This is a genomic window from Actinokineospora fastidiosa (assembly GCF_014648415.1).
GTDB lineage: Bacteria > Actinomycetota > Actinomycetes > Mycobacteriales > Pseudonocardiaceae > Actinokineospora > Actinokineospora fastidiosa.
In genome coordinates, this window is sequence record NZ_BMRB01000001.1 from 1,789,533 (window position 1) to 1,808,149 (window position 18,617).

Here is an 18,617-nt window from a genome sequence, read left to right on the forward strand (position 1 = left end):
CCCCTCGGAGATCGGGCGCGGCCCCAGTCCGCGCCTCAGCAGGCGGATTGTGCCAGTCGGAGCCGGTCACGTCACTCGGATTCGGACAAAAAGAAAACCGTGCCTCCCGAAGCGGGAGGCACGGTTTCCGGCAGGACTGCGGTCAGCGGCGGAACAGCAGGGCGCGCTTGACTTCCTGGATGGCCTTGGTGACCTGGATGCCGCGCGGGCACGCGTCCGTGCAGTTGAAGGTGGTGCGGCAGCGCCACACGCCCTCCGCGTCGTTGAGGATGTCCAGGCGTTCCTGGGCGCCCTCGTCGCGGCTGTCGAAGATGAAGCGGTGGGCGTTGACGATGGCGGCCGGGCCGAAGTAGCTGCCCTCGGTCCAGAACACCGGGCACGACGTGGTGCAGCAGGCGCACAGGATGCACTTGGTCGTGTCGTCGAAGCGCTCGCGGTCGGCGACGGACTGGATGCGCTCGCGGGTGGGCTCGTTGCCGTAGGTGATCAGGAACGGCTTGACCGCGCGGAACGCCTCCATGAAGGGCTCCATGTCCACCAGGAGGTCCTTGTGGACGGGCAGGCCCTTGATCGGCGCGATGGTGATCGTGGTCTGCTTGCCCTTGCGCGCCATCAGGTCCTTCACCAGGACCTTGCACGCCAGCCGGTTCACGCCGTTGATCTGCATGGCGTCCGAGCCGCAGATGCCGTGGGCGCAGGACCGGCGGAACGTCATCGTGCCGTCGATGTACCACTTGATGTAGTGCAGCAGGTTCAGCACGCGGTCGGTCGGGAGCGCGGGCACGCCGAAGGACTGCCAGTTCGGCTCGCTGTCGGTCTCCGGGTTGTACCGCAGCACCTTGACGGTGACGGTGACGGCGCCCTCGGGCACCGGCGGCATCGTGCCGCGGGTCCCGGTCTGCTCAGCTGTCGCAGCGGTCATCAGTACTTGCGCTCCATCGGCTTGTACCGGGTGAAGGTCACCGGCTTGTAGTCAAGGCGGATGTCCGACTTCAGGCCCTCGCCCTGCTTGTAGAACATGCTGTGGCGCATGTAGTTCGTGTCGTCGCGGTTGGGGTAGTCCTCGCGGGCGTGCCCGCCCCGGGACTCCTTGCGCTCCAGGGCGCCCACGACCAGGACCTCGGCCAGCTCCAGCAGGAAGCCCAGCTCGACGGCCTCCAGCAGGTCGGTGTTGAACCGCTTGCCCTTGTCCTGCACGGCGACGTGCTCGTAGCGGTCCTTGAGCGCCTGCACGTCGTGCAGGGCCTGCTTCAGCGTCTCCTCGGTCCGGTACACCGAGGCGTTGGCGTCCATCGTGGCCTGCAGCTCGGTGCGGATGTCGGCGACGCGCTCGCGGCCGTGGTCGGACAGCAGGTGCGACACCTGCTCCTCCACCACAGCGGCCGGGGCGTCGGGCAGGTCCACGAAGGAGCGCCCGGCGGCGTACTCCGCGGCGGCGATGCCCGCGCGGCGGCCGAAGACGTTGATGTCCAGCAGCGAGTTCGTGCCCAGCCGGTTCGCGCCGTGCACCGACACGCACGCGCACTCGCCCGCGGCGTAGAGGCCGGGGACGACGTGGTCGTTGTCCCGCAGGACCTCGCCGTGCACGTTGGTGGGGATGCCGCCCATGGCGTAGTGCGCCGTCGGGTACACCGGCACCGGCTCCTTCACCGGGTCGACCGCGAGGTACGTGCGGGCGAACTCGGTGATGTCGGGCAGCTTGGTCTCCAGGACCTCCGCGCCCAGGTGCGTGCAGTCCAGCAGCACGTAGTCCTTGTTCGGGCCTGCGCCGCGGCCTTCCAGCACCTCGAGGGCCATCGAGCGGGCGACGATGTCGCGTGGCGCGAGGTCCTTGATGGTGGGCGCGTAGCGCTCCATGAACCGCTCGCCGGAGGCGTTGCGCAGGATCGCGCCCTCGCCCCGGGCGCCCTCGGTCAGCAGGATGCCCAGGCCCGCGAGGCCGGTCGGGTGGAACTGGTAGAACTCCATGTCCTCCAGCGGCAGGCCCTTGCGGAACACGATGCCCATGCCGTCGCCGGTCAGGGTGTGCGCGTTGGAGGTGGTCTTGAAGACCTTGCCGAAGCCGCCGGTGGCGAACACGACGGCCTTGGCCTGGAAGACGTGGATCTCGCCGGTCGCCAGCTCGTAGGCCACCGCGCCGGTGCAGACCGGGCCGTTCTCCGTCTCGGTGAGGCAGATGTCGAGCACGTAGAACTCGTTGAAGAACTCGATGCCGTGCTTGACGCAGTTCTGGTACAGCGTCTGCAGGATCATGTGGCCGGTGCGGTCGGCGGCGTAGCAGGCGCGGCGCACAGCGGCCTCGCCGTGGTTGCGGGTGTGCCCGCCGAAGCGCCGCTGGTCGATCTTGCCGTCCGGGGTCCGGTTGAACGGCAGGCCCATCTTCTCCAGGTCGAGGACGGCGTCGATGGCCTCCTTCGCCATGATCTCGGCGGCGTCCTGGTCGACCAGGTAGTCACCGCCCTTGATCGTGTCGAAGGTGTGCCACTCCCAGTTGTCCTCCTCGACGTTGGCCAGCGCGGCGCACATGCCGCCCTGCGCCGCCCCGGTGTGCGAGCGCGTCGGGTAGAGCTTGGTGAGCACGGCGGTGCGGGTCCGCTGCCCCGCCTCGATGGCCGCGCGCATGCCCGCGCCACCCGCGCCGACGATCACGACGTCGTACTTGTGGAACTGCATGTCGGCTTCCCTAATCCGCGCTGATGTTCGGGTCGAAGGTGAAGATCACGTACGTGCCCAGGAGCAGGATCAGCACCATGGAGACGTAGAGCATCATCTTCAGCCAGAACCGCGTCGAGTCCTTGCGGGCGTAGTCGTTGATGATCGTGCGCAGGCCGTTGCCGCCGTGGATCTGCGCCAGCCAGAGCATCGCCAGGTCCCAGACCTGCCAGAACGGGTCGGCCCAGCGTCCGGCCACGAACGCGAAGTTGATGCGGTGCACGCCGCCGTCGAGGATGTTCATGATGAACAGGTGCCCGAGCACCAGCACGACGAGCGCGATCCCGGAGATCCGCATGAACAGCCAGGACGCCAGCTCGAAGTTGCTGCGCCGGGCCGCGGGGCGGCGGGGGCTGCGGGGCTTGTCCAGTGCCATGGTCATCGTGGTCAGCCCCCGAACATCTCGGTGACGGTGCGCTGCATCATGAAGTAGGTGCCGGGGATCATCACCAGCACCCAGACGCCGAGGATCGCCCACAGCATCGGCCGCTGGTAGCGGGCGCCCTTCTCCCAGAAGTCCACGAGCATGACGCGGATGCCGTTGAGCGCGTGGTACAGCACGGCCCCGACGAGGCCGACCTCCAACAGGTTCACCAGCGGCGTCTTGTAGGTCTCGATGATCTCGTCGTACGCGCTCGGCGACACCCGCACCAGCGCGGTGTCGAGCACGTGCGCGAACAGGAAGAAGAAGGTCGCCACACCGGTGATCCGGTGGGCCACCCATGACCACATGCCGGGGTCGCCGCGGTAGAGCGTGCCGCGCGCACCGGTCTTCCCGGTGGTGATGGCCGTGTCGGACATCGGGTACCGGCCCTCCAACGTCGCTGATGGACTCTCGGCCTGTCCGGATGCCTCACGAACCCGGCCTTGACCTGTCGGATGCTAGACCTGTCCGACACCGCGCACCCAACGCGCCGATCCCGTCTGTGACCGACGAGACACGCGCGCGGAGTCACCAGATCGGGCGCAGCGGCGGCGGCGCGTCCCCGGCCAGGGCGCGGATCACCCTGGTCAGGTCGTGCCTGAGTCCTCCGAGATCGTCACCGACACGGGCGGCCAGCTCCGCCTCCAGGGTCCGCATGGTGTGACCGGCCACCATCAGGTGATCCTCGGCACGCCCGGTCAGCACGACCAGTTTCCGCCGCCCGCCCGCCGGGTGCGGCACGCGCCGGACGTAGCCCTTGCTGTCGAGTTCGTCGACGAGCTGCCCGGCCGCCTGTTTGGTGACGCCGAGGACGTCGGCGAGCTCGGTGGCGGTCAGCCCGCCGTGCCGCAGCGCCTGGAAGGCCAGGCCGTGGACCGGCCGCAGGTCGGCGGCGTCGAGCCGGGCGAGGAACTCCCCGAGCACGAGCTGGAAGGCCATCCCGAGCAGGAAGGTCAGCTCGGTGCGCGCCAGCGGGTCCTCGGTCATGCCCCCATCTTGACGGACCGTGTGACAAGTCGCTTTACTCGGATATGAGTAAAGCGACTTTACATAGGAGGACCCGATGATCGTCACGACGACCGAGGACCGGATCACCGCCACCCCGAACGCCACGATGTACGGCCTGGCCGCCCCCAGTGTCGGGTCGGCCGAGCTGAGCACCTGGCGCGTGCGGATGCCCGCTGGCAACGCCGGGCCCGAGCACGTCGTCGACCGCGAGCAGGTGTTCATGCCGGTCAGCGGCTCGGTGGAGATCACCGTGGACGGCGTGGCCGAGGTGTGCGGACCCGGCCAGGCCGCGGTCCTGCCCGCCGGGTCGACGCGGCGGATCGCGGCGCTGGAGGACGTGGAGGCGCTGGTGGCCATGCCCGCGGGCGCGACCGTCACCGCGGATGGCCGCGAGCCCGGCCCGCTCCCGTGGGCGGTGTAGCGGCCCCACCGACGTGGTGGGCGCGGTCGTCCCGTCACGCGCTGTGTCCGGGCGGGCGGGGGATTTGTATTCATCGTCAACGATTGGGTCACGGCGGGCGTTCGGCGCGAGGAGCCTTCGTACCAGCGGGTACGGTTCCGCGAATAGCCAAGTCTCGACCCGGTTACCCCCGGGCGTCTCGGAAGGAGAAAGCCTTGCGCCGAATGCGAGGAGTTCGACTCGCCGCCGGGCTGTTCGCGCTGGGCATCGGCCTGGCGTCCTGCGCGTCGGACACCCAGCCCGGTGGGGACGGGGGCACGTCGGGCGCGCCTGCGCCCTCGACCGTCAAGGTCGGCCTGGCCTACGACATCGGCGGCCGCGGCGACCAGTCCTTCAACGACTCCGCGGCCCGCGGCCTGGACAAGGCCAAGTCCGAGTTCGGCGTCGAGGTGACCGAGCTGGAGGCCGCGCAGGGCGAGACCGACGCGCAGAAGGAAGACCGCCTGCGCCAGCTGGCCGAGAGCGGCCACAACGTGATCATCGCCGTCGGGTTCGCCTACGAGAAGGCGCTGTCGGCGGCCGCCGCCGACTACCCCGAGGCGAAGTTCGCGATCATCGACAGCGCGGCGCCGGAGGCGGCCAACGTCGCCAACCTGACCTTCGCCGAGCACGAGGGCTCGTTCCTGGTCGGCGTCGTCGCGGGCCTGAAGAGCAAGACCGGCAACGTCGGCTTCATCGGCGGCGTCAACACCCCGCTGATCCAGAAGTTCGAGGTCGGCTTCGAGCAGGGCGTCAAGGCCGTCAAGCCGGACGCGACCGTGCAGGTCAAGTACCTGACCCAGCCGCCGGACTTCACCGGCTTCAACGACCCGGCCAAGGGCACCACGGCGGCCAACGGCATGCTCGACGCGGGCGCCGACGTGATCTACCCGGCCGCGGGCGGCTCGGGCGCGGGCGCCTTCGAGGCGGCCAAGGCCAAGGGCGCGATGGGCATCGGCGTCGACTCCGACCAGTACAACCTGCCCGCGCTGGCCAACGTCAAGGACGTCATCATCACCTCGATGGTCAAGAACGTCGACGTGGCGGTCTACGACTTCATCAAGGCGGTCAAGGACGGCCAGTTCAAGTCCGGCCTGCAGGTCTACGACCTCGCCTCCGGCGGTGTCTCCTTCGCCACGAGCGGCGGCAAGATCGACGACATCGTGCCGCAGGTCGAGGAGTACAAGGAGAAGATCGTCTCCGGCGAGATCCAGGTCAAGGACACGAAGTAGGCACCGACCGCGACGGACCCGGGTACTCTGCCCGGGTCCGTTCGGCTTTCCCTGCAATGACAAGGATGCGGCCGTGTCAACCGAGCCACCGGGCGGCGAACCCGCCCTCGCCGTCGAGCTGACCGGGATCACCAAGCGCTTTCCCGGCGTCGTCGCGAACTCCGATGTGAACATCGCCGTCCGTCCCGGCACAGTGCACGCGCTGGTGGGGGAGAACGGGGCGGGCAAGTCCACGCTCATGAAGATCCTCTACGGCATGCAGCGCCCGGATGAGGGCGCCATCGCCGTGAACGGGTCCCCAGTGGACTTCCACTCGCCCGCGGACGCGATCCGGGCGGGCATCGGCATGGTGCACCAGCACTTCATGCTCGCCGACAACCTGACCGTGCTGGAGAACGTCGTCCTCGGCGACGAGCCGCGCGGCGGTCTCGGCCTGGACTTCGCCGCGGCGCGCAGGCGGATCAGGGAGATCTCCGAGGCCTACGGCCTCGGCGTCCGGCCGGACCGCCTGGTCGACGAGCTGGGCGTCGGCGAGCGCCAGCGGGTGGAGATCCTCAAGGTCCTCTACCGGGGCGCGCGCATCCTGATCCTCGACGAGCCGACCGCGGTGCTGGTGCCGCAGGAGGTCGACGAGCTGTTCGGCAACCTGCGCGACCTCAAGGCCGAGGGCCTGACCATCCTGTTCATCTCGCACAAGCTCGACGAGGTGCTCTCCGTCGCCGACGACATCACCGTCATGCGCCGGGGCACCACCGTCGCCAGCGTCGCGCCGGAGGAGACGACCGCGCGCAAGCTCGCCGAGCTGATGGTCGGCAGCGCGCTGCCGGTGCCGGAGCTGCGCGAGTCGACCGTCACCGACCGTCCGGTGCTGACCGTCGCGAACCTGACGCTGGCCGACGCCGACGGCCGCAAGGTCCTCGACGACATCTCCTTCACCATCCACGCGGGCGAGGTCCTGGGCATCGCGGGCGTGGAGGGCAACGGGCAGGCCGAGCTGGTGGAGGCCCTGATGGGCATCCGCAAGCCGGACTCGGGCTCGGTGCACCTCGCGGGCGAGGACATCTCGCGGCTGTCGACCCGCGCGCGGCGCGAGTCGGGCATGGGCTACATCCCCGAGGACCGGCACCGCCAGGGCGTCCTGCTGGAGGCCACGCTCTGGGAGAACCGCGTGCTCGGCCACCAGAGCCGCAGGCCCAGCGCGCGCGGCCCGCTGATCGACCGGCGCTCGGCCAGGGCCGACACCCAGCGCATCGTCGAGACCTACGACGTGCGCACCCCCGGCATCGACGTGCACGCCTCCGCGCTGTCCGGCGGCAACCAGCAGAAGCTGATCGTCGGCCGGGAGATGTCGGGCAACCCGGTCGTGCTGATCGCCTCCCACCCGACCCGCGGCGTCGACGTCGGCGCGCAGGCGGCCATCTGGGACCACATCCGCCGAGCCCGCGCCGAGCACCTCGCGGTGCTGCTCATCTCCGCCGACCTCGACGAGCTGATCGGCATGTCCGACACCCTGGCCGTGATCCTGCGCGGCCGCCTCGTCGCCGACTACGACCCCGGGACCGTCACGCCCCAGGACCTGGGCTCGGCGATGACCGGCGCCGGGAGGGATGCCGAATGAGGACCCTGTCCGCGCGGTCGGTCCTGCTGGGCCTGGCCGCCCCGCTCGGGGCGCTGCTGTTCGCGGTGCTCGTGTGCGCGCTCATCCTGATCGTCTCCGGGCACTCCCCGGTGACCGCGGTCGATTCGCTGCTCACCTCGGCGAGCAGGCCGCGCACCACGGTCAACTCCATCAATAGCGCGATCGGGTACTACCTGGCCGCCGTCGCGGTGGCCATCGGCTTCCGGATGAAGTTGTTCAACATCGGCGTCGACGGCCAGTACCGGCTCGCGGCGATGCTGTCGGCGGCGCTGGCGGGCGCGGCGTTCATGGAGTCGCTGCCCTCGTTCCTGCGGGTGACCATGACGGTCGTGGCGGCCATGCTGGTCGGCGCGGTGTGGGCCGGGATCGCGGCGCTGCTGAAGGTGACCCGCGGCGTCAGCGAGGTCATCACCACGATCATGCTCAACGCCATCGCCACGAACCTGGTGGCCTACCTGCTCAACCCGGACCGGCTGGCCGAGGCGGTGCCCGGGTCGAACAACATCAGCACCCGGCCCATCACCGAGGGCGGGCAGGTGCCCGGCATCGCGATCCCGGGCTCGACCTCGGCGCTGTTCGGGCTGGTCTTCCTGGCCGTCGCCGTGGGCGTGGGCTACTGGTTCCTGTTCGGCCGCACCCGGCTCGGCTTCGAGATCAAGGCGACCGGCCTGAGCGAGTCGGCGGCGGTCGCCAGCGGCGTCAGCGTGAAGAAGATGGTGCTGCTGTCGATGCTGCTGTCCGGGGCGGTCGCCGGACTGATCGGCCTGCCGCAGCTGCTGGGCTCGTCGCACTCCTACGCGCTGGACTTCCCGCCGGGCCTGGGCTTCATCGGCATCGCGGTCGCGCTGCTGGGCCGCAACCACCCCATCGGCATGGCCTTCGCCGCGCTGCTGTGGGGCTTCCTGGACAACTCGTCCACCTCGCTGGACATCGCGGGCGTGCCGCGCGAGATCGTGCTGATCATGCAGGGCGTGATCGTGCTGTCGGTCGTCGTCGCCTACGAACTGGTGCGCCGGTACCGCGTCCGCGCCGAGCAGCGCGACGTCGGACGCGCGCTGGCCATCCAGAAGTCGCCTGAGGAGGTGTCGGTGTGAGCGGCGGACTGGCAGTCGGGCAGCAGACCGCGCCCGCGGCGCGGCGGTCGAGGCTCTCGCCGATGACGTACGCGCTGATCGCGCTGGGCGCCCTGCTGGTGCTCTCCGCGGTCAGGGTGATCACCGGCGCGGGGGACCTGACCTCCACCGGAAGCGTGCAGGCCGCGCTGACCGCGGCCGTGCCGATCGCGATGGCCGCGCTGGCGGGCCTGTGGGCCGAGCGCGCGGGCGTGATCAACATCGGCCTCGAGGGCATGATGGTGCTGGGCACGTTCGGCGCCGGGTACGCGGGCTACCAGTGGGGCCCGTGGGCGGGCGTGGTGTTCGGCCTGCTCCTCGGCGTGCTCGGCGGGCTGCTGCACGCGGTGGCCACGGTGACCTTCGGCGTCGACCACATCATCTCCGGTGTCGCGATCAACCTGCTGGCCCCGGGCGCGGCGCTGTTCCTGTCCAAGCAGTTCTTCGCCGACGCCGCGGGCGGCGGGCAGAAGCAGTCGCCGCGAATCCAGGACGCGGAGAAGGTGTCCGTCCCCGGGCTGCCGGACCTGCTCGGGTCCATCGAGGACAAGCGCTGGTTCTTCGTCTCCGACCTCGCGGGCATCCTGCGCGGCCTGACCACCCAGGTGTCGCTGCTGACGGTGCTCGCCGCCGTGCTGATCGCCGGGTCGGCGTTCGTGCTGTGGAAGACGCCGCTGGGCCTGCGGCTGCGCTCCTGCGGCGAGGCGCCGGTCGCGGCGGAGTCGCTGGGCGTCAACGTCTACAAGTACAAGTACCTCGCGGTCACCGCCTCCGGCGCGTTCGCCGGGCTGGGCGGGGCGATCCTGGCGGTCACCTCCGGGCAGTTCCGGGACGGGCAGACGGGCGGTCGCGGCTTCATCGGCCTGGCCGCGATGATCTTCGGCAACTGGCGGCCCGGCGGCCTGGCCACCGGCGCGGGCCTGTTCGGCTACACCGACGCGCTGGCGCTGCGCGGCTCGCTCGCGGTGCACGCGCTGCTGCTGTTGCTGGCGATCGCGCTGGTCGTGGTCGCGGTGTGGCAGTACCGGGAGGGCGCGCCCGTGTTGTCGGCGGTGTCGGCGGCCATCGGCGTGCTGTTCGCCTGGTGGTACTTCACCAGCGACGGCATCCCGCCCGAGCTGGTGGGCGCGGCGCCGTACGTGGTGACGATCCTGGTCCTGGCGCTGGCGTCGCAACGGCTGCGCGCCCCGCGCGCCGTGGGCGAGGTCTACCGCCGGGGTGAGGGCAAGTGACCGACTGGGACGCGCTGCGCGCCGCGGCCGTCGAGGCGGCCGCGCTGGCCTACTGCCCGTACTCCGGGCTGCAGGTCGGCGCGGCGGCCCTGGTCGACGACGGACGCGTCATCACCGGGTGCAACGTGGAGAACGCGGCCTACGGCGTGGGCCTGTGCGCGGAGTGCACGCTGGCCGGTCAGCTGCGGCTGACCGGCGGTGGCAGGCTGGTGGCCCTGGCCTGCCGCAGCGGCACGGGCGAGCTGCTGATGCCGTGCGGCCGCTGCCGTCAGGTGATCTACGAGCTCGGCGGCCCGGAGTGCCTGGTCGACACCCCGCGCGGCCCGCTGCCGATGACGGCCGTGCTGCCGGACGCGTTCGGCCCGGAACAGCTACCGTGAGCGGCATGCACACCGCCGTGGACGTCATCCGCGCCAAGCGCGACGGGCACAGGCTGACCGACGACCAGATCGACTGGGTCGTCGACGCCTACACCCGGGGCGAGGTTGCCGATGAGCAGATGTCGGCCCTGGCCATGGCGGTGTTCCTCAACGGGATGGACGCCGCCGAGACCGCGCGCTGGACGGCAGCGATGATCGCCTCGGGGTCCACTCTGGACCTCAGGGTGGACCGGCCGACGGTCGACAAGCACTCCACCGGCGGCGTGGGCGACAAGATCACCCTGCCGCTGGCGCCGCTGGTCGCGGCCTGCGGCGCGGCGGTGCCGCAGCTGTCCGGCCGCGGCCTCGGGCACACCGGCGGCACGCTCGACAAGCTGGAGGCGATCCCCGGCTGGCGGGCCCGCCTGTCCGACGCCGAGATCATGGCGCAGCTGGCCGACGTGGGCGCGGTGGTCTGCGCCGCGACGGAGGGCCTGGCGCCCGCCGACCGCAAGCTGTACGCCCTGCGGGACGTGACCGGCACGGTCGAGTCGATCCCGCTGATCGCCAGCTCGATCATGTCCAAGAAGATCGCCGAGGGCGCCGACGCCCTGGTCCTGGACGTCAAGTGCGGCTCGGGCGCGTTCATGAAGACCCCGGCCGACGCCCGCGCGCTGGCCGAGGCGCTGGTCGAGATCGGCGTCGCGCACGGGCGCAGGGTGTCCGCGCTGATCACCGACATGTCCGTGCCCCTCGGCCGGGCGGTCGGCAACGCGCTGGAGGTCGCCGAGTCCGTCGACGTCCTGCGCGGCGGCGGCCCCGAGGACGTGGTGGCCCTGACGGTCGCGCTCGCCCGCGAGATGCTGTCCGTGGCCGGTCTGTCTGATGTGGACCCGGCGGAGGTGCTGGCCTCCGGCCGCGCGTACGACGTGTGGGACCGGATGATCCGCGCCCAGGGCGGCGACCCCGACGCGCCGCTGCCGACGGCCGAGCACGTCCACACCGTGACCGCCGACCGCCCGGGCGTGCTGGCCGCCCTCGACGCCTACGCCGTCGGCGTCGCCGCATGGCGCCTGGGCGCCGGGCGGGCCCGCAAGGAAGACCCGGTCCAGGCCGCCGCGGGCGTGCTGTGCCTGGCCAAACCGGGCGATGTGGTCGGCGAGGGCGCGCCCCTGCTGGAACTCCACACCGACACCCCCGACGCCATCCCCGCCGCCCTGGCGGCGCTGGAGGACGCCGTGCACATCGCCGCCGACGCCCCCGCCCCCGGCCCGCTGGTGCTGGACACCCTGCGCGGCTGAGCCCTCGAGCCGTCCCCGCCGCGCTGTGTCGCGGTGGCGCTGCCGGGCCCGGTCTGTCGGCGGTGGCTGCCCTGAGTCGGAGCGGGCGGCCTCGGGCAAGGTGGCCGTCCTGCGTCTCGCGGCCGACGCCCCGCCCCGGCTCGCTGGTGCTGGACACCCTGCGCGGCTGAGTCCTCGAGCCGTCCCCGCCGCGCTGTGTCGCGGTGGCGCTGCCGGGCCCGGTCTGTCGGTGGTGGCTGCCCTGAGTTGGAGCGGGTGGTCCCGGGCAAGGTGGCCGTCCTGCGTCTCGCGGCCGACGCCCCGCCCCGGCTCGCTGGTGCTGGACACCCTGCGCGGCTGAGTCCTCGAGCCGTTCCCGCCGCGCTGTGTGTGTTGCGGTGGCGCTGCCGGGCCCGGTCTGTCGGTGGTGGCTGCCCTGAGTTGGAGCGGGTGGTCCCGGGCAAGGTGGCCGCCGTGCGTCTCGCGGCCGATGACCCGCCCCTGGTCCTGAAGACCTGCCGCTGGGCGCATGAGCAGTCGGCCGGTTCGGCGTCGTCGTATCCCCGTTGGGCTAGACCCAGATCGCGCAGGGCAGGCCGTCGTCGAAGATCTCGGGCTCCTCGGGGAGCGAGTACGCCTCGCCATCGACCACGCGGCGGGCGGTCCAGGTCAGGATGGCGGCGTCGATGACGTCGGCGACGGTGGCCGTGCGGCCCGGTTCGCCGAGGTCGTCGGGGAGGTGGATGCCCGCCCGGGTGAGGAGCTTGTGCCTGCGGCGGGCGCCCGCCCAGGTGTCCTTGCGGGCGACCAGGGGCTCGCCGTTGAGCGCGGCGAAGCTCACCTCCGGGTGGGCCTCCACCACCTCGTGCGGCGTCTCGCGGACCCACCGGTCGACTTCGAGGATTCTCGGCCGCAGGTCGTAGGCCTGCTTGGAGATGGCGCCGCCGTCCAGGTCGCGGTTGATCGCGGCGGCGGTGGCGCGGTCGGCCGCGGTCAGGGCCCGGCGGGTCGGGGCGATCACGACCGCGGCGCCCAGCGCCTGCGCGGCGCGGACGTCGGCCTCGCGGTGACCGCGGTCCGGCAGGCCGATGGGCATCGCGACGGCCACGACGCGCGGGCCGTCGGCGGCGTCGACCAGTTCCCCGATCGTCGGCGCGTGGTAGGCGGAGACCGTCTCCTCCCAGGCGATGCCGACCCAGCCCGCCGCGCCCGCGGCCACTCCCAGGACCCGCATGCCCCCAGGGTACTTGAGCAGTTGCTCAAACCGCCGCTATGCTCGCTGTTGAGCGGTCGCTCAACATGGGGGTGGGGGATGACCGAAAGACGGCGGGATCGCGTGTACCGCCAGGTGACACGCGCGCTGGCGGTAGCGCTGCTGCCGATCGCCTGGCTGGTCGCGCCCGGCCGGGAGCGGGAGGCGGCCGGGCAGTGGGCGCTGGCGGCCCGGTACCCGGCCGAGGACCTGACGGGCCTGACGGCGGCGACCCGCGCGGCGATCGTGGCGGCGCGGACGCAGGCGCTGTGGCGGGACGGGGTGCTGATCGGGGTCACGTCGGGCTTCCGCGACGCGCAGGCGCAGGAGCGGCTGTACGCCGCGGAGGTGCGCCTGCGCGGCTCGGCGGAACTGGCCCGGCGGCGGGTGCTGCCCGCCGCCCACTCCCGCCACGTCGCCGGGACCGCGGTCGACGTGCGGCCCGACGAGGCCGCCCGGTGGCTGGAGCGCAGGGGCGGGCGCTTCGGCCTCTATCGGGTCTACGACAACGAGTGGTGGCACTTCGAGTACCACCCGGACGGTCCGCCGCGCCGCCTGCCGGATCCGGGAGCGTCCTTCGTGGAGCTACGGTGATGGGGTGGTCGACACCCGCCAACGCCTGATCGACGGCGCCATCGAGGCGATCCGCACCCAGGGCCTCACCGGCGCGACCGCGCGCACCATCGCGGCGACCGCGGGCGTCAACCAGGCGTTGGTCTTCTACCACTTCGGCAGCGTCCACGACCTCCTCAAGGCCGCCTGCCTCGCCGCGACCCGGGCCAGGGTCGAGCCGTTCGCCCGCCGCCTCGACGGGGTCGACGACCTGCGCGGCCTCCTCGCCGTCGGGCGCGCCCTGCACGACGAGGAGCACGCCAGGGGCAACGTGATGGTGCTCGCGCAGATGCTGGCGGGCGCCCAGGCCGATCCCCGCGTCGCCGACGCCGCGGCCGAGGCGCTGCGGCTGTGGATCGGCCCGATCGAGCACGTGCTGGCCCGCCTGCTCGCGGACTCCCCGGTGGCCGACGCGCTCGACATCCCCGGCCTGGCCAGGGCGGTCGGCGCGGCCTTCATCGGCATCGAGCTCTACGACGGCGTCGACCCCGACGGCGCGCGCTCGGCGCTGGACGCGCTGGACCGCATGGCGGTGCTCATCGAGGTCATCGACGACCTCGGGCCCGTCGCCCGCCGGGCGCTGCGCGGCAAGGTGCGCAGGTCCGCGCGCTGATCAGCCCGCGATCCGGGCGACGCCGTCGAGGATGCGCTCCAGGCCGAAGACGAAGTCGGCGTCGGGCTCCTCGTCGGGGTTGTGGTCGAAGGCGCCCGCCGCGATCACCTTGGCCAGCTCGGGGAACTCGGCGGCGTCCACGAGCGCGCGCAGCATGTTGCCGTAGTCGACCATCATCTCGTCGGGGTCGGCGTTGGCTTCCTGGATGTCCGCGGTGAGCATCGCGTAGCTGCGCACGTAGCCGCTCAGGAGCAGCATGGTGCCCATCTTGTGGTCGGAGGTGAACTCCTTCAGCACGCGCAGGCCGGACTCCAGCCACCGCAGCTGCTTCGGCGTCGACGGCGGCCGGTGGATCGGCACGCGCATGATCCACGGGTGGGCGCGCAGCTGGTCGAGGTAGGCCCACGACCACTCGGTCAGGCCCGCGCGCCAGTCGGGCGCGTCGATCTCGGGGGCGGGCCCGCCAGCGTGGTCGATCATCAGCACGAGCAGGTCGTCCTTGGAGTCGACGTAGCGGTACAGCGACATCGGCTTGGCGCCCACCTCGGCGGCGACCCGGCTCATCGAGACCGCGGCCAGGCCCTCCGCGTCGGCCAGCGCGACGCCCGCGGCGACGATGCGGTCGAGGCTCAAAGCGGGCTTCGGTCCGCGGCTGGGGCGCTCCTGTTTGCCCCAGGCGGCGGCCAGATAGCTCGGTAGCTCGGTCATCGTCTCCCGCTCGACGTGGTTGACGTCCATCCTATCTACTGCGTATAACTTACGCAGTAGCGCGTATGACGTACGCAGTTAGAGGGGGTAGTTCCCATGTCCGACCGCCGAGCATGGGCCGGGCTCGCCGTCCTGGTCCTGCCGTGCCTGCTGATCTCCATGGACATCAGCGTTCTGTTCTTCGCCTTGCCCTTCATCAGCGCCGATCTCGGTCCGACCGGGCCCGAGCAGCTGTGGATCATGGACGCCTACGGCTTCACGCTGGCGGGCGGGCTGATCACGATGGGCGCCGTCGGCGACCGCATCGGCCGCCGCAGGCTGCTGTTCATCGGCGCTGCCGCGTTCAGCGCCGCGTCCGTGGCCGCGGCCTTCGCCCCGACGGCCGAGCTGCTGATCCTGACCCGCGCCCTGCTGGGCGTGGCGGGCGCGACGCTGATGCCGTCGACGCTGTCGCTGATCAGGACGCTGTTCCCGGACGACGCCAAGCGCAAGGCCGCGATCGCGGTGTGGAGCGCGGGCCTGACCTCCGGCGCGTTCCTCGGCCCGATCGTCGGCGGGCTGCTGCTGGAGTTCTTCTGGTGGGGGTCGGTGTTCCTGATCAACCTGCCCGCCATGGTCCTGCTGCTCATCCTCGGGCCGATCCTGCTGCCGGAGTCGAAGGGCGCGCCCCGCGGCCGCTTCGACTACCTCGGCGCGGTGCTGTCGGCGGTGGCGGTGCTGAGCGCGGTGTACGGGATGAAGAAGATCGCGGTGGAGGGCTTCTCCGTCGTGCCGCTGGTCGCGCTGGTGGCGGGTCTGGCCATGGTGGTGGTGTTCATCGGGCACCTGCGCCGGTTCCCGAACCCGCTGCTGGACACGACGCTGTTCCGCGAGCGCACCTTCAGCGCGTCCATCGGGATCAACCTGGTCGCGATGTTCTGCTTCATCGGGTCGTCGCTGTTCACCAACCAGTACATCCAGCTGGTGCTCGACATGAGCCCGTTCCAGGCCGCGCTGTGGTCGCTGGCGGTCGTGCCGATCATCGGGGTGGGGATGACGGCATCGGGGATCCTGTCGCAGCGGATGCGGGTGGCCCCGCTCATCGTCGCCGGGCTGCTGGTGCTGGCCGCGGGCTTCACCGTGATGGCCCTCATCGAGGTCGACTCGGGCCTGCTGCTGATCCTGCTCGCCGCGGGCCTGGTGGGCGCCGGTGTCCTGATGACGACCATGCTCACCGGCGACCGCATCCTCGCGGCCGTCCCGGAGTCCCAGACCGGCTCGGCGTCGGCCATCGCCGAGACCGGCAGCGAACTGGGCGCCGCCCTGGGCATGGCCGTCCTCGGCACAGTCGGCGCGGCCGTCTACCACCGCCAGATGACCGACGCGGTCACCGGCCTGCCTGCCGAAGCCGCCACCACAGCCCAGGACACCCTCGGCGGAGCGGTGGCGGTAGCAGCCGCGGTACCTGACGGAGGTGCGCTGCTGTCGGCGGCCAAGGAGGCCTTCGTCAACGGCCTCACCGCAACCGCCGTCGTGGGCGCGGCCTTGGTCCTCCTCCTGACAATCCCCGCCTACCGAGCCCTCCGCGCCGTCCCGGCCCCGGAACGCACCCCAGCAGGCGTGTAGCGGAGGACAGGCCGCAGCCGAGAAGGGAATCCGGCGGCGGCCCGGCCCGGATTCCAGCCAGCGGGGATGATCGGTTGCGACAGCCCTGGCGGCAACGGACCGACCCCCGCTGGCTGGGACGACCGGTCGGCAGCCCTGGCAGATGTGGCAGCGGACCCGGCCCCGCTGGCCGGGACGGCCGGTGCACCGCAGTCCGGAACGCAGCCCTGGCGAACGCGGCGGCCCAGCCCAGACCCGCCGGCTGGGACGAGCGGTGGGCGGTAGGCCACGCGACGTGGCAGCGACTGACCCCACCGGCCGGGTCGGCCGGTGGACCGCAGCCTTCGCGAGCGCGGCGGCGGCCCGGCCGGGACGAGCGGCAGGCCGCGCCCCTTGGCGGATGTGGCAGCTAAGCCTGCCTCCGGCAGCCGGGGCGGCCGGGTGCACCGCCGCCCTGCCGAGTGCGGCGGCGGCCCGGCCGGGGCGGTCGGCGGGCCGCAGCCTTGGTGTTGTGGCAGCGGACCCGGGCCCCGCTGACCGGAACGGCCGGTGCACCGCAGCCCTGGCGGCCGCGACGGTAGTCGGAGCCAGACTCCACCAGCCGGACGGTCGGTGGGCGGCAGCCCTGGCGGCTGCGACCGGCAGGGTCCGGCGCCGGACCCTGCCACCAGTCAGCCGGTGAGCGGCTCCCCTGGCGGCCGCGACGGCAGTCGGAGCGAGATCTCACCCGCCGGGCGGGCGGTGGGCCGCAGTCCTGGCGGCGGCGGTGGTCCGGCCCTGCCACCACGCAAACCCACACCACCACCACCACCACGCAAGCCCACACCACCACCACGCAAGCCCACACCGCAACGCAAGCCCCACCGCCACGGAACCCCACATCAGGCAGAGCTGGCCCCGAAAAGCCGCGCGGGCCGCGTCCCCGGAGGGATGCGGCCCGCGCGGGCTGTCTCCTGCTGGTTACGCGCCTGCGGCGACGTCGTTGTCCTCGGTGTCGTCCTCGCGCTTCTCGATGGCCTTGGTGGGCTTGGCGCCGTTGGTGCGGCGGCGGGGGTTCTGGCGGGGGAGGGTGGTCGGCGGGGGCGGGGTGGGCTGGCTGCCGCCGAGCATGAGTTCGGCGAAGGTGGCCATGGCCTCGTCCAGGTGGCCGCCGATGCGGCGGACCGACTCCTCGTTGCTCTTGCGGACCAGGGACTCCACCGACGTCGCGTCCGGCTGCTTGGTCAGGGTCGCGTCCACCTTGCTGAACTCGGACTTGATGGCCCCGCTCAGCTCGCTGATCCGGCCCGTGAACCCGTCCTCGACCGCGTCGAGGCGGGTGGCCATGTCGTCGAGGCGGGTGGTGACCTTCTCCAGCCGCTCGGCCAGGGACTCCAGGCGGTCGCTGGCGTCCACGGTCTCCTGGGTCTCGCGCAGCGCCTCGCGCAGGGCGGTGGTGGCCTCGTCGAGCTTGCCGTGGACGGCGGCGCCGGTCTCGCCGAGGGACGCGCCCAGCGCCTCGCGAGTCTCGGCCAGCGCGGCGGCGGCGGTGTCGAGCTTGGCGTGCAGCGCGTCGCCGGTCTTGCCGACGCGCTCGCCGACGCCCGTCACCGCGTCGGTCAGCTTGGTCTGGGCGTCGGACACGCGCGCGCCCACGGTCTCGGCGGAAGCGGTCACCTTGCCCGCCACCGCGTCCGAGGTCTCGGCGATCTGGCGGGCCAGCGCGTCCTTGGTCCCGTCGAGGTGCTCGTGCACGCCCTCGTCGACCTCGTCCAGCCGCCCGCGCAGCGCGGTCTCCATGATCTCCACGCGCTCGCGGACCGGGCCGTGCACGTTGCCGGGCAGCGCTTCGAGCCTGCCGTCCTGCTTGTCCAGGTGGTGGTCCAGCTCATCGATGCGGCGGTGGATGTTGGCCAGCTTGTCCTCCAGCCCGTCCATCCGGCCCGCCACGCCCTCGAAGCGGCCAGCGACGCCGTCGAGGCGGCCGTCGAGCTGGGCGAACGGGGTCGCGAGCTTGTCGACGATGCCCTCAACCGCCCGCGAGAGCGCCGCGATCGCGGTGTCCTGGGCCTCCAGCTTGCGCAGCGCGGCGTCCAGCCGCTCGGCCAGCACGGCGGTCTCGGACCGGTCCGGCATCTCCGACAGGCGCTTGCGCACCGCCCCGATCGACTCCAGCGGCGACAGACGCGCGTGGATCTCGTCCAGGGCGTCGAAGATCTGCTGCTGTTCGCTCTCACGGATCTCGGCCGCGCGCGTGAGCATGTTGCGCATCCGGTCGAACGACACCGTGTGGTTGTTTTCGTTCACGGAGGTGACCTTCGTCCTGGGGAGGGGATGTGGAGACGGGAAGGAGCCTAACCACTGCCGGAAGCCGCTCCTACACCACCCGTTGCTATCGGCACTGTCATAACACGCCCGGTTGGACCTTTCGG

The 18,617-nt window shown here is 71.8% G+C and carries 18 protein-coding genes; 10 read left to right on the top strand and 8 right to left on the bottom strand.

The window, feature by feature from the left end; genetic code table 11:
- Positions 1-142 precede the first annotated feature (142 nt).
- The 5 genes from IEY98_RS08590 to IEY98_RS08610 all read right to left on the bottom strand — a co-directional run bounded on the left by IEY98_RS08590 (position 143) and on the right by IEY98_RS08610 (position 4,123).
- Positions 143-922 carry a succinate dehydrogenase iron-sulfur subunit gene (locus IEY98_RS08590; RefSeq protein WP_189209672.1) on the bottom strand — a complete coding sequence of 260 codons (780 nt, stop codon included), beginning with the start codon at positions 920-922 and terminating at the stop codon, positions 143-145.
- Positions 922-2,673, bottom strand: coding sequence for a succinate dehydrogenase flavoprotein subunit (gene sdhA, locus IEY98_RS08595; protein WP_189209673.1), 1,752 nt, complete (start codon positions 2,671-2,673; stop codon positions 922-924). The genes IEY98_RS08590 and sdhA overlap by 1 nt, the downstream gene beginning before the upstream one ends.
- Before the next feature lie 10 nt (positions 2,674-2,683).
- The gene (locus IEY98_RS08600) at positions 2,684-3,094 is read right to left on the bottom strand and encodes a succinate dehydrogenase hydrophobic membrane anchor subunit (RefSeq protein ID WP_189209674.1); all 411 of its coding nucleotides are present in this window, start codon (positions 3,092-3,094) and stop codon (positions 2,684-2,686) included.
- A 5-nt stretch (positions 3,095-3,099) separates the two neighbouring features.
- Positions 3,100-3,513, bottom strand: a complete 414-nt coding sequence (gene sdhC, locus IEY98_RS08605) for a succinate dehydrogenase, cytochrome b556 subunit (RefSeq protein WP_189209675.1) — start codon at positions 3,511-3,513, stop codon at positions 3,100-3,102.
- A gap of 151 nt (positions 3,514-3,664) precedes the next feature.
- Positions 3,665-4,123 (bottom strand): MarR family winged helix-turn-helix transcriptional regulator, encoded by a 459-nt coding sequence (locus tag IEY98_RS08610; RefSeq protein WP_189209676.1) that lies wholly within the window; start codon positions 4,121-4,123, stop codon positions 3,665-3,667.
- 76 nt (positions 4,124-4,199) lie between these two features.
- Here IEY98_RS08610 and IEY98_RS08615 point away from each other — a divergent pair, with 76 nt between their 5' ends.
- From IEY98_RS08615 to IEY98_RS08645, 7 genes are all read left to right on the top strand, one after another.
- Positions 4,200-4,565: a cupin domain-containing protein gene (locus IEY98_RS08615; RefSeq protein ID WP_189209677.1), complete on the top strand. Its 366-nt coding sequence runs from the start codon at positions 4,200-4,202 to the stop codon at positions 4,563-4,565.
- A 203-nt stretch (positions 4,566-4,768) separates the two neighbouring features.
- Positions 4,769-5,815 (top strand): BMP family lipoprotein, encoded by a 1,047-nt coding sequence (locus IEY98_RS08620; protein WP_189209678.1) that lies wholly within the window; start codon positions 4,769-4,771, stop codon positions 5,813-5,815.
- A 73-nt stretch (positions 5,816-5,888) separates the two neighbouring features.
- Positions 5,889-7,433, top strand: a complete 1,545-nt coding sequence (locus IEY98_RS08625) for an ABC transporter ATP-binding protein (protein ID WP_189209679.1) — start codon at positions 5,889-5,891, stop codon at positions 7,431-7,433.
- Positions 7,430-8,548 carry an ABC transporter permease gene (locus tag IEY98_RS08630; protein ID WP_189209680.1) on the top strand — a complete coding sequence of 373 codons (1,119 nt, stop codon included), beginning with the start codon at positions 7,430-7,432 and terminating at the stop codon, positions 8,546-8,548. The genes IEY98_RS08625 and IEY98_RS08630 overlap by 4 nt, the downstream gene beginning before the upstream one ends.
- Positions 8,549-8,610: 62 nt before the next feature.
- Entirely contained in the window at positions 8,611-9,798 is a 1,188-nt protein-coding gene (locus IEY98_RS08635) for an ABC transporter permease (protein WP_189210147.1), read from the top strand.
- Positions 9,795-10,178, top strand: a complete 384-nt coding sequence (locus IEY98_RS08640) for a cytidine deaminase (RefSeq protein ID WP_189209681.1) — start codon at positions 9,795-9,797, stop codon at positions 10,176-10,178. The genes IEY98_RS08635 and IEY98_RS08640 overlap by 4 nt, the downstream gene beginning before the upstream one ends.
- Positions 10,179-10,183: 5 nt before the next feature.
- On the top strand, positions 10,184-11,458 hold the full coding sequence (locus tag IEY98_RS08645) for a thymidine phosphorylase (protein WP_189209682.1): 1,275 nt from the start codon (positions 10,184-10,186) through the stop codon (positions 11,456-11,458).
- A 550-nt stretch (positions 11,459-12,008) separates the two neighbouring features.
- On the opposite strand, the gene IEY98_RS08650 is transcribed toward IEY98_RS08645, so the two are convergent.
- Positions 12,009-12,671, bottom strand: a complete 663-nt coding sequence (locus IEY98_RS08650; RefSeq protein ID WP_189209683.1) for a DUF429 domain-containing protein — start codon at positions 12,669-12,671, stop codon at positions 12,009-12,011.
- 78 nt (positions 12,672-12,749) lie between these two features.
- On the opposite strand from IEY98_RS08650, the gene IEY98_RS08655 reads away from it, so the two are divergent.
- Both IEY98_RS08655 and IEY98_RS08660 read left to right on the top strand, forming a co-directional pair.
- Entirely contained in the window at positions 12,750-13,283 is a 534-nt protein-coding gene (locus IEY98_RS08655) for a D-alanyl-D-alanine carboxypeptidase family protein (protein WP_189209684.1), read from the top strand.
- 4 nt (positions 13,284-13,287) lie between these two features.
- Positions 13,288-13,914 carry a TetR family transcriptional regulator gene (locus IEY98_RS08660; protein WP_189209685.1) on the top strand — a complete coding sequence of 209 codons (627 nt, stop codon included), beginning with the start codon at positions 13,288-13,290 and terminating at the stop codon, positions 13,912-13,914.
- Here IEY98_RS08660 and IEY98_RS08665 read toward each other — a convergent pair whose 3' ends face one another.
- The gene (locus IEY98_RS08665) at positions 13,915-14,652 is read right to left on the bottom strand and encodes a TetR/AcrR family transcriptional regulator (protein WP_229786686.1); all 738 of its coding nucleotides are present in this window, start codon (positions 14,650-14,652) and stop codon (positions 13,915-13,917) included.
- Between the two features lie 66 nt (positions 14,653-14,718).
- Between IEY98_RS08665 and IEY98_RS08670 the strand changes: the two genes are divergently transcribed.
- Complete coding sequence (locus tag IEY98_RS08670) at positions 14,719-16,227, top strand: MFS transporter (protein ID WP_189209686.1); 1,509 nt, start codon at positions 14,719-14,721, stop codon at positions 16,225-16,227.
- A gap of 939 nt (positions 16,228-17,166) precedes the next feature.
- On the opposite strand, the gene IEY98_RS08675 is transcribed toward IEY98_RS08670, so the two are convergent.
- Positions 17,167-18,456 carry a hypothetical protein gene (locus IEY98_RS08675; RefSeq protein ID WP_189210149.1) on the bottom strand — a complete coding sequence of 430 codons (1,290 nt, stop codon included), beginning with the start codon at positions 18,454-18,456 and terminating at the stop codon, positions 17,167-17,169.
- Between the last annotated feature and the right edge of the window lie 161 nt (positions 18,457-18,617).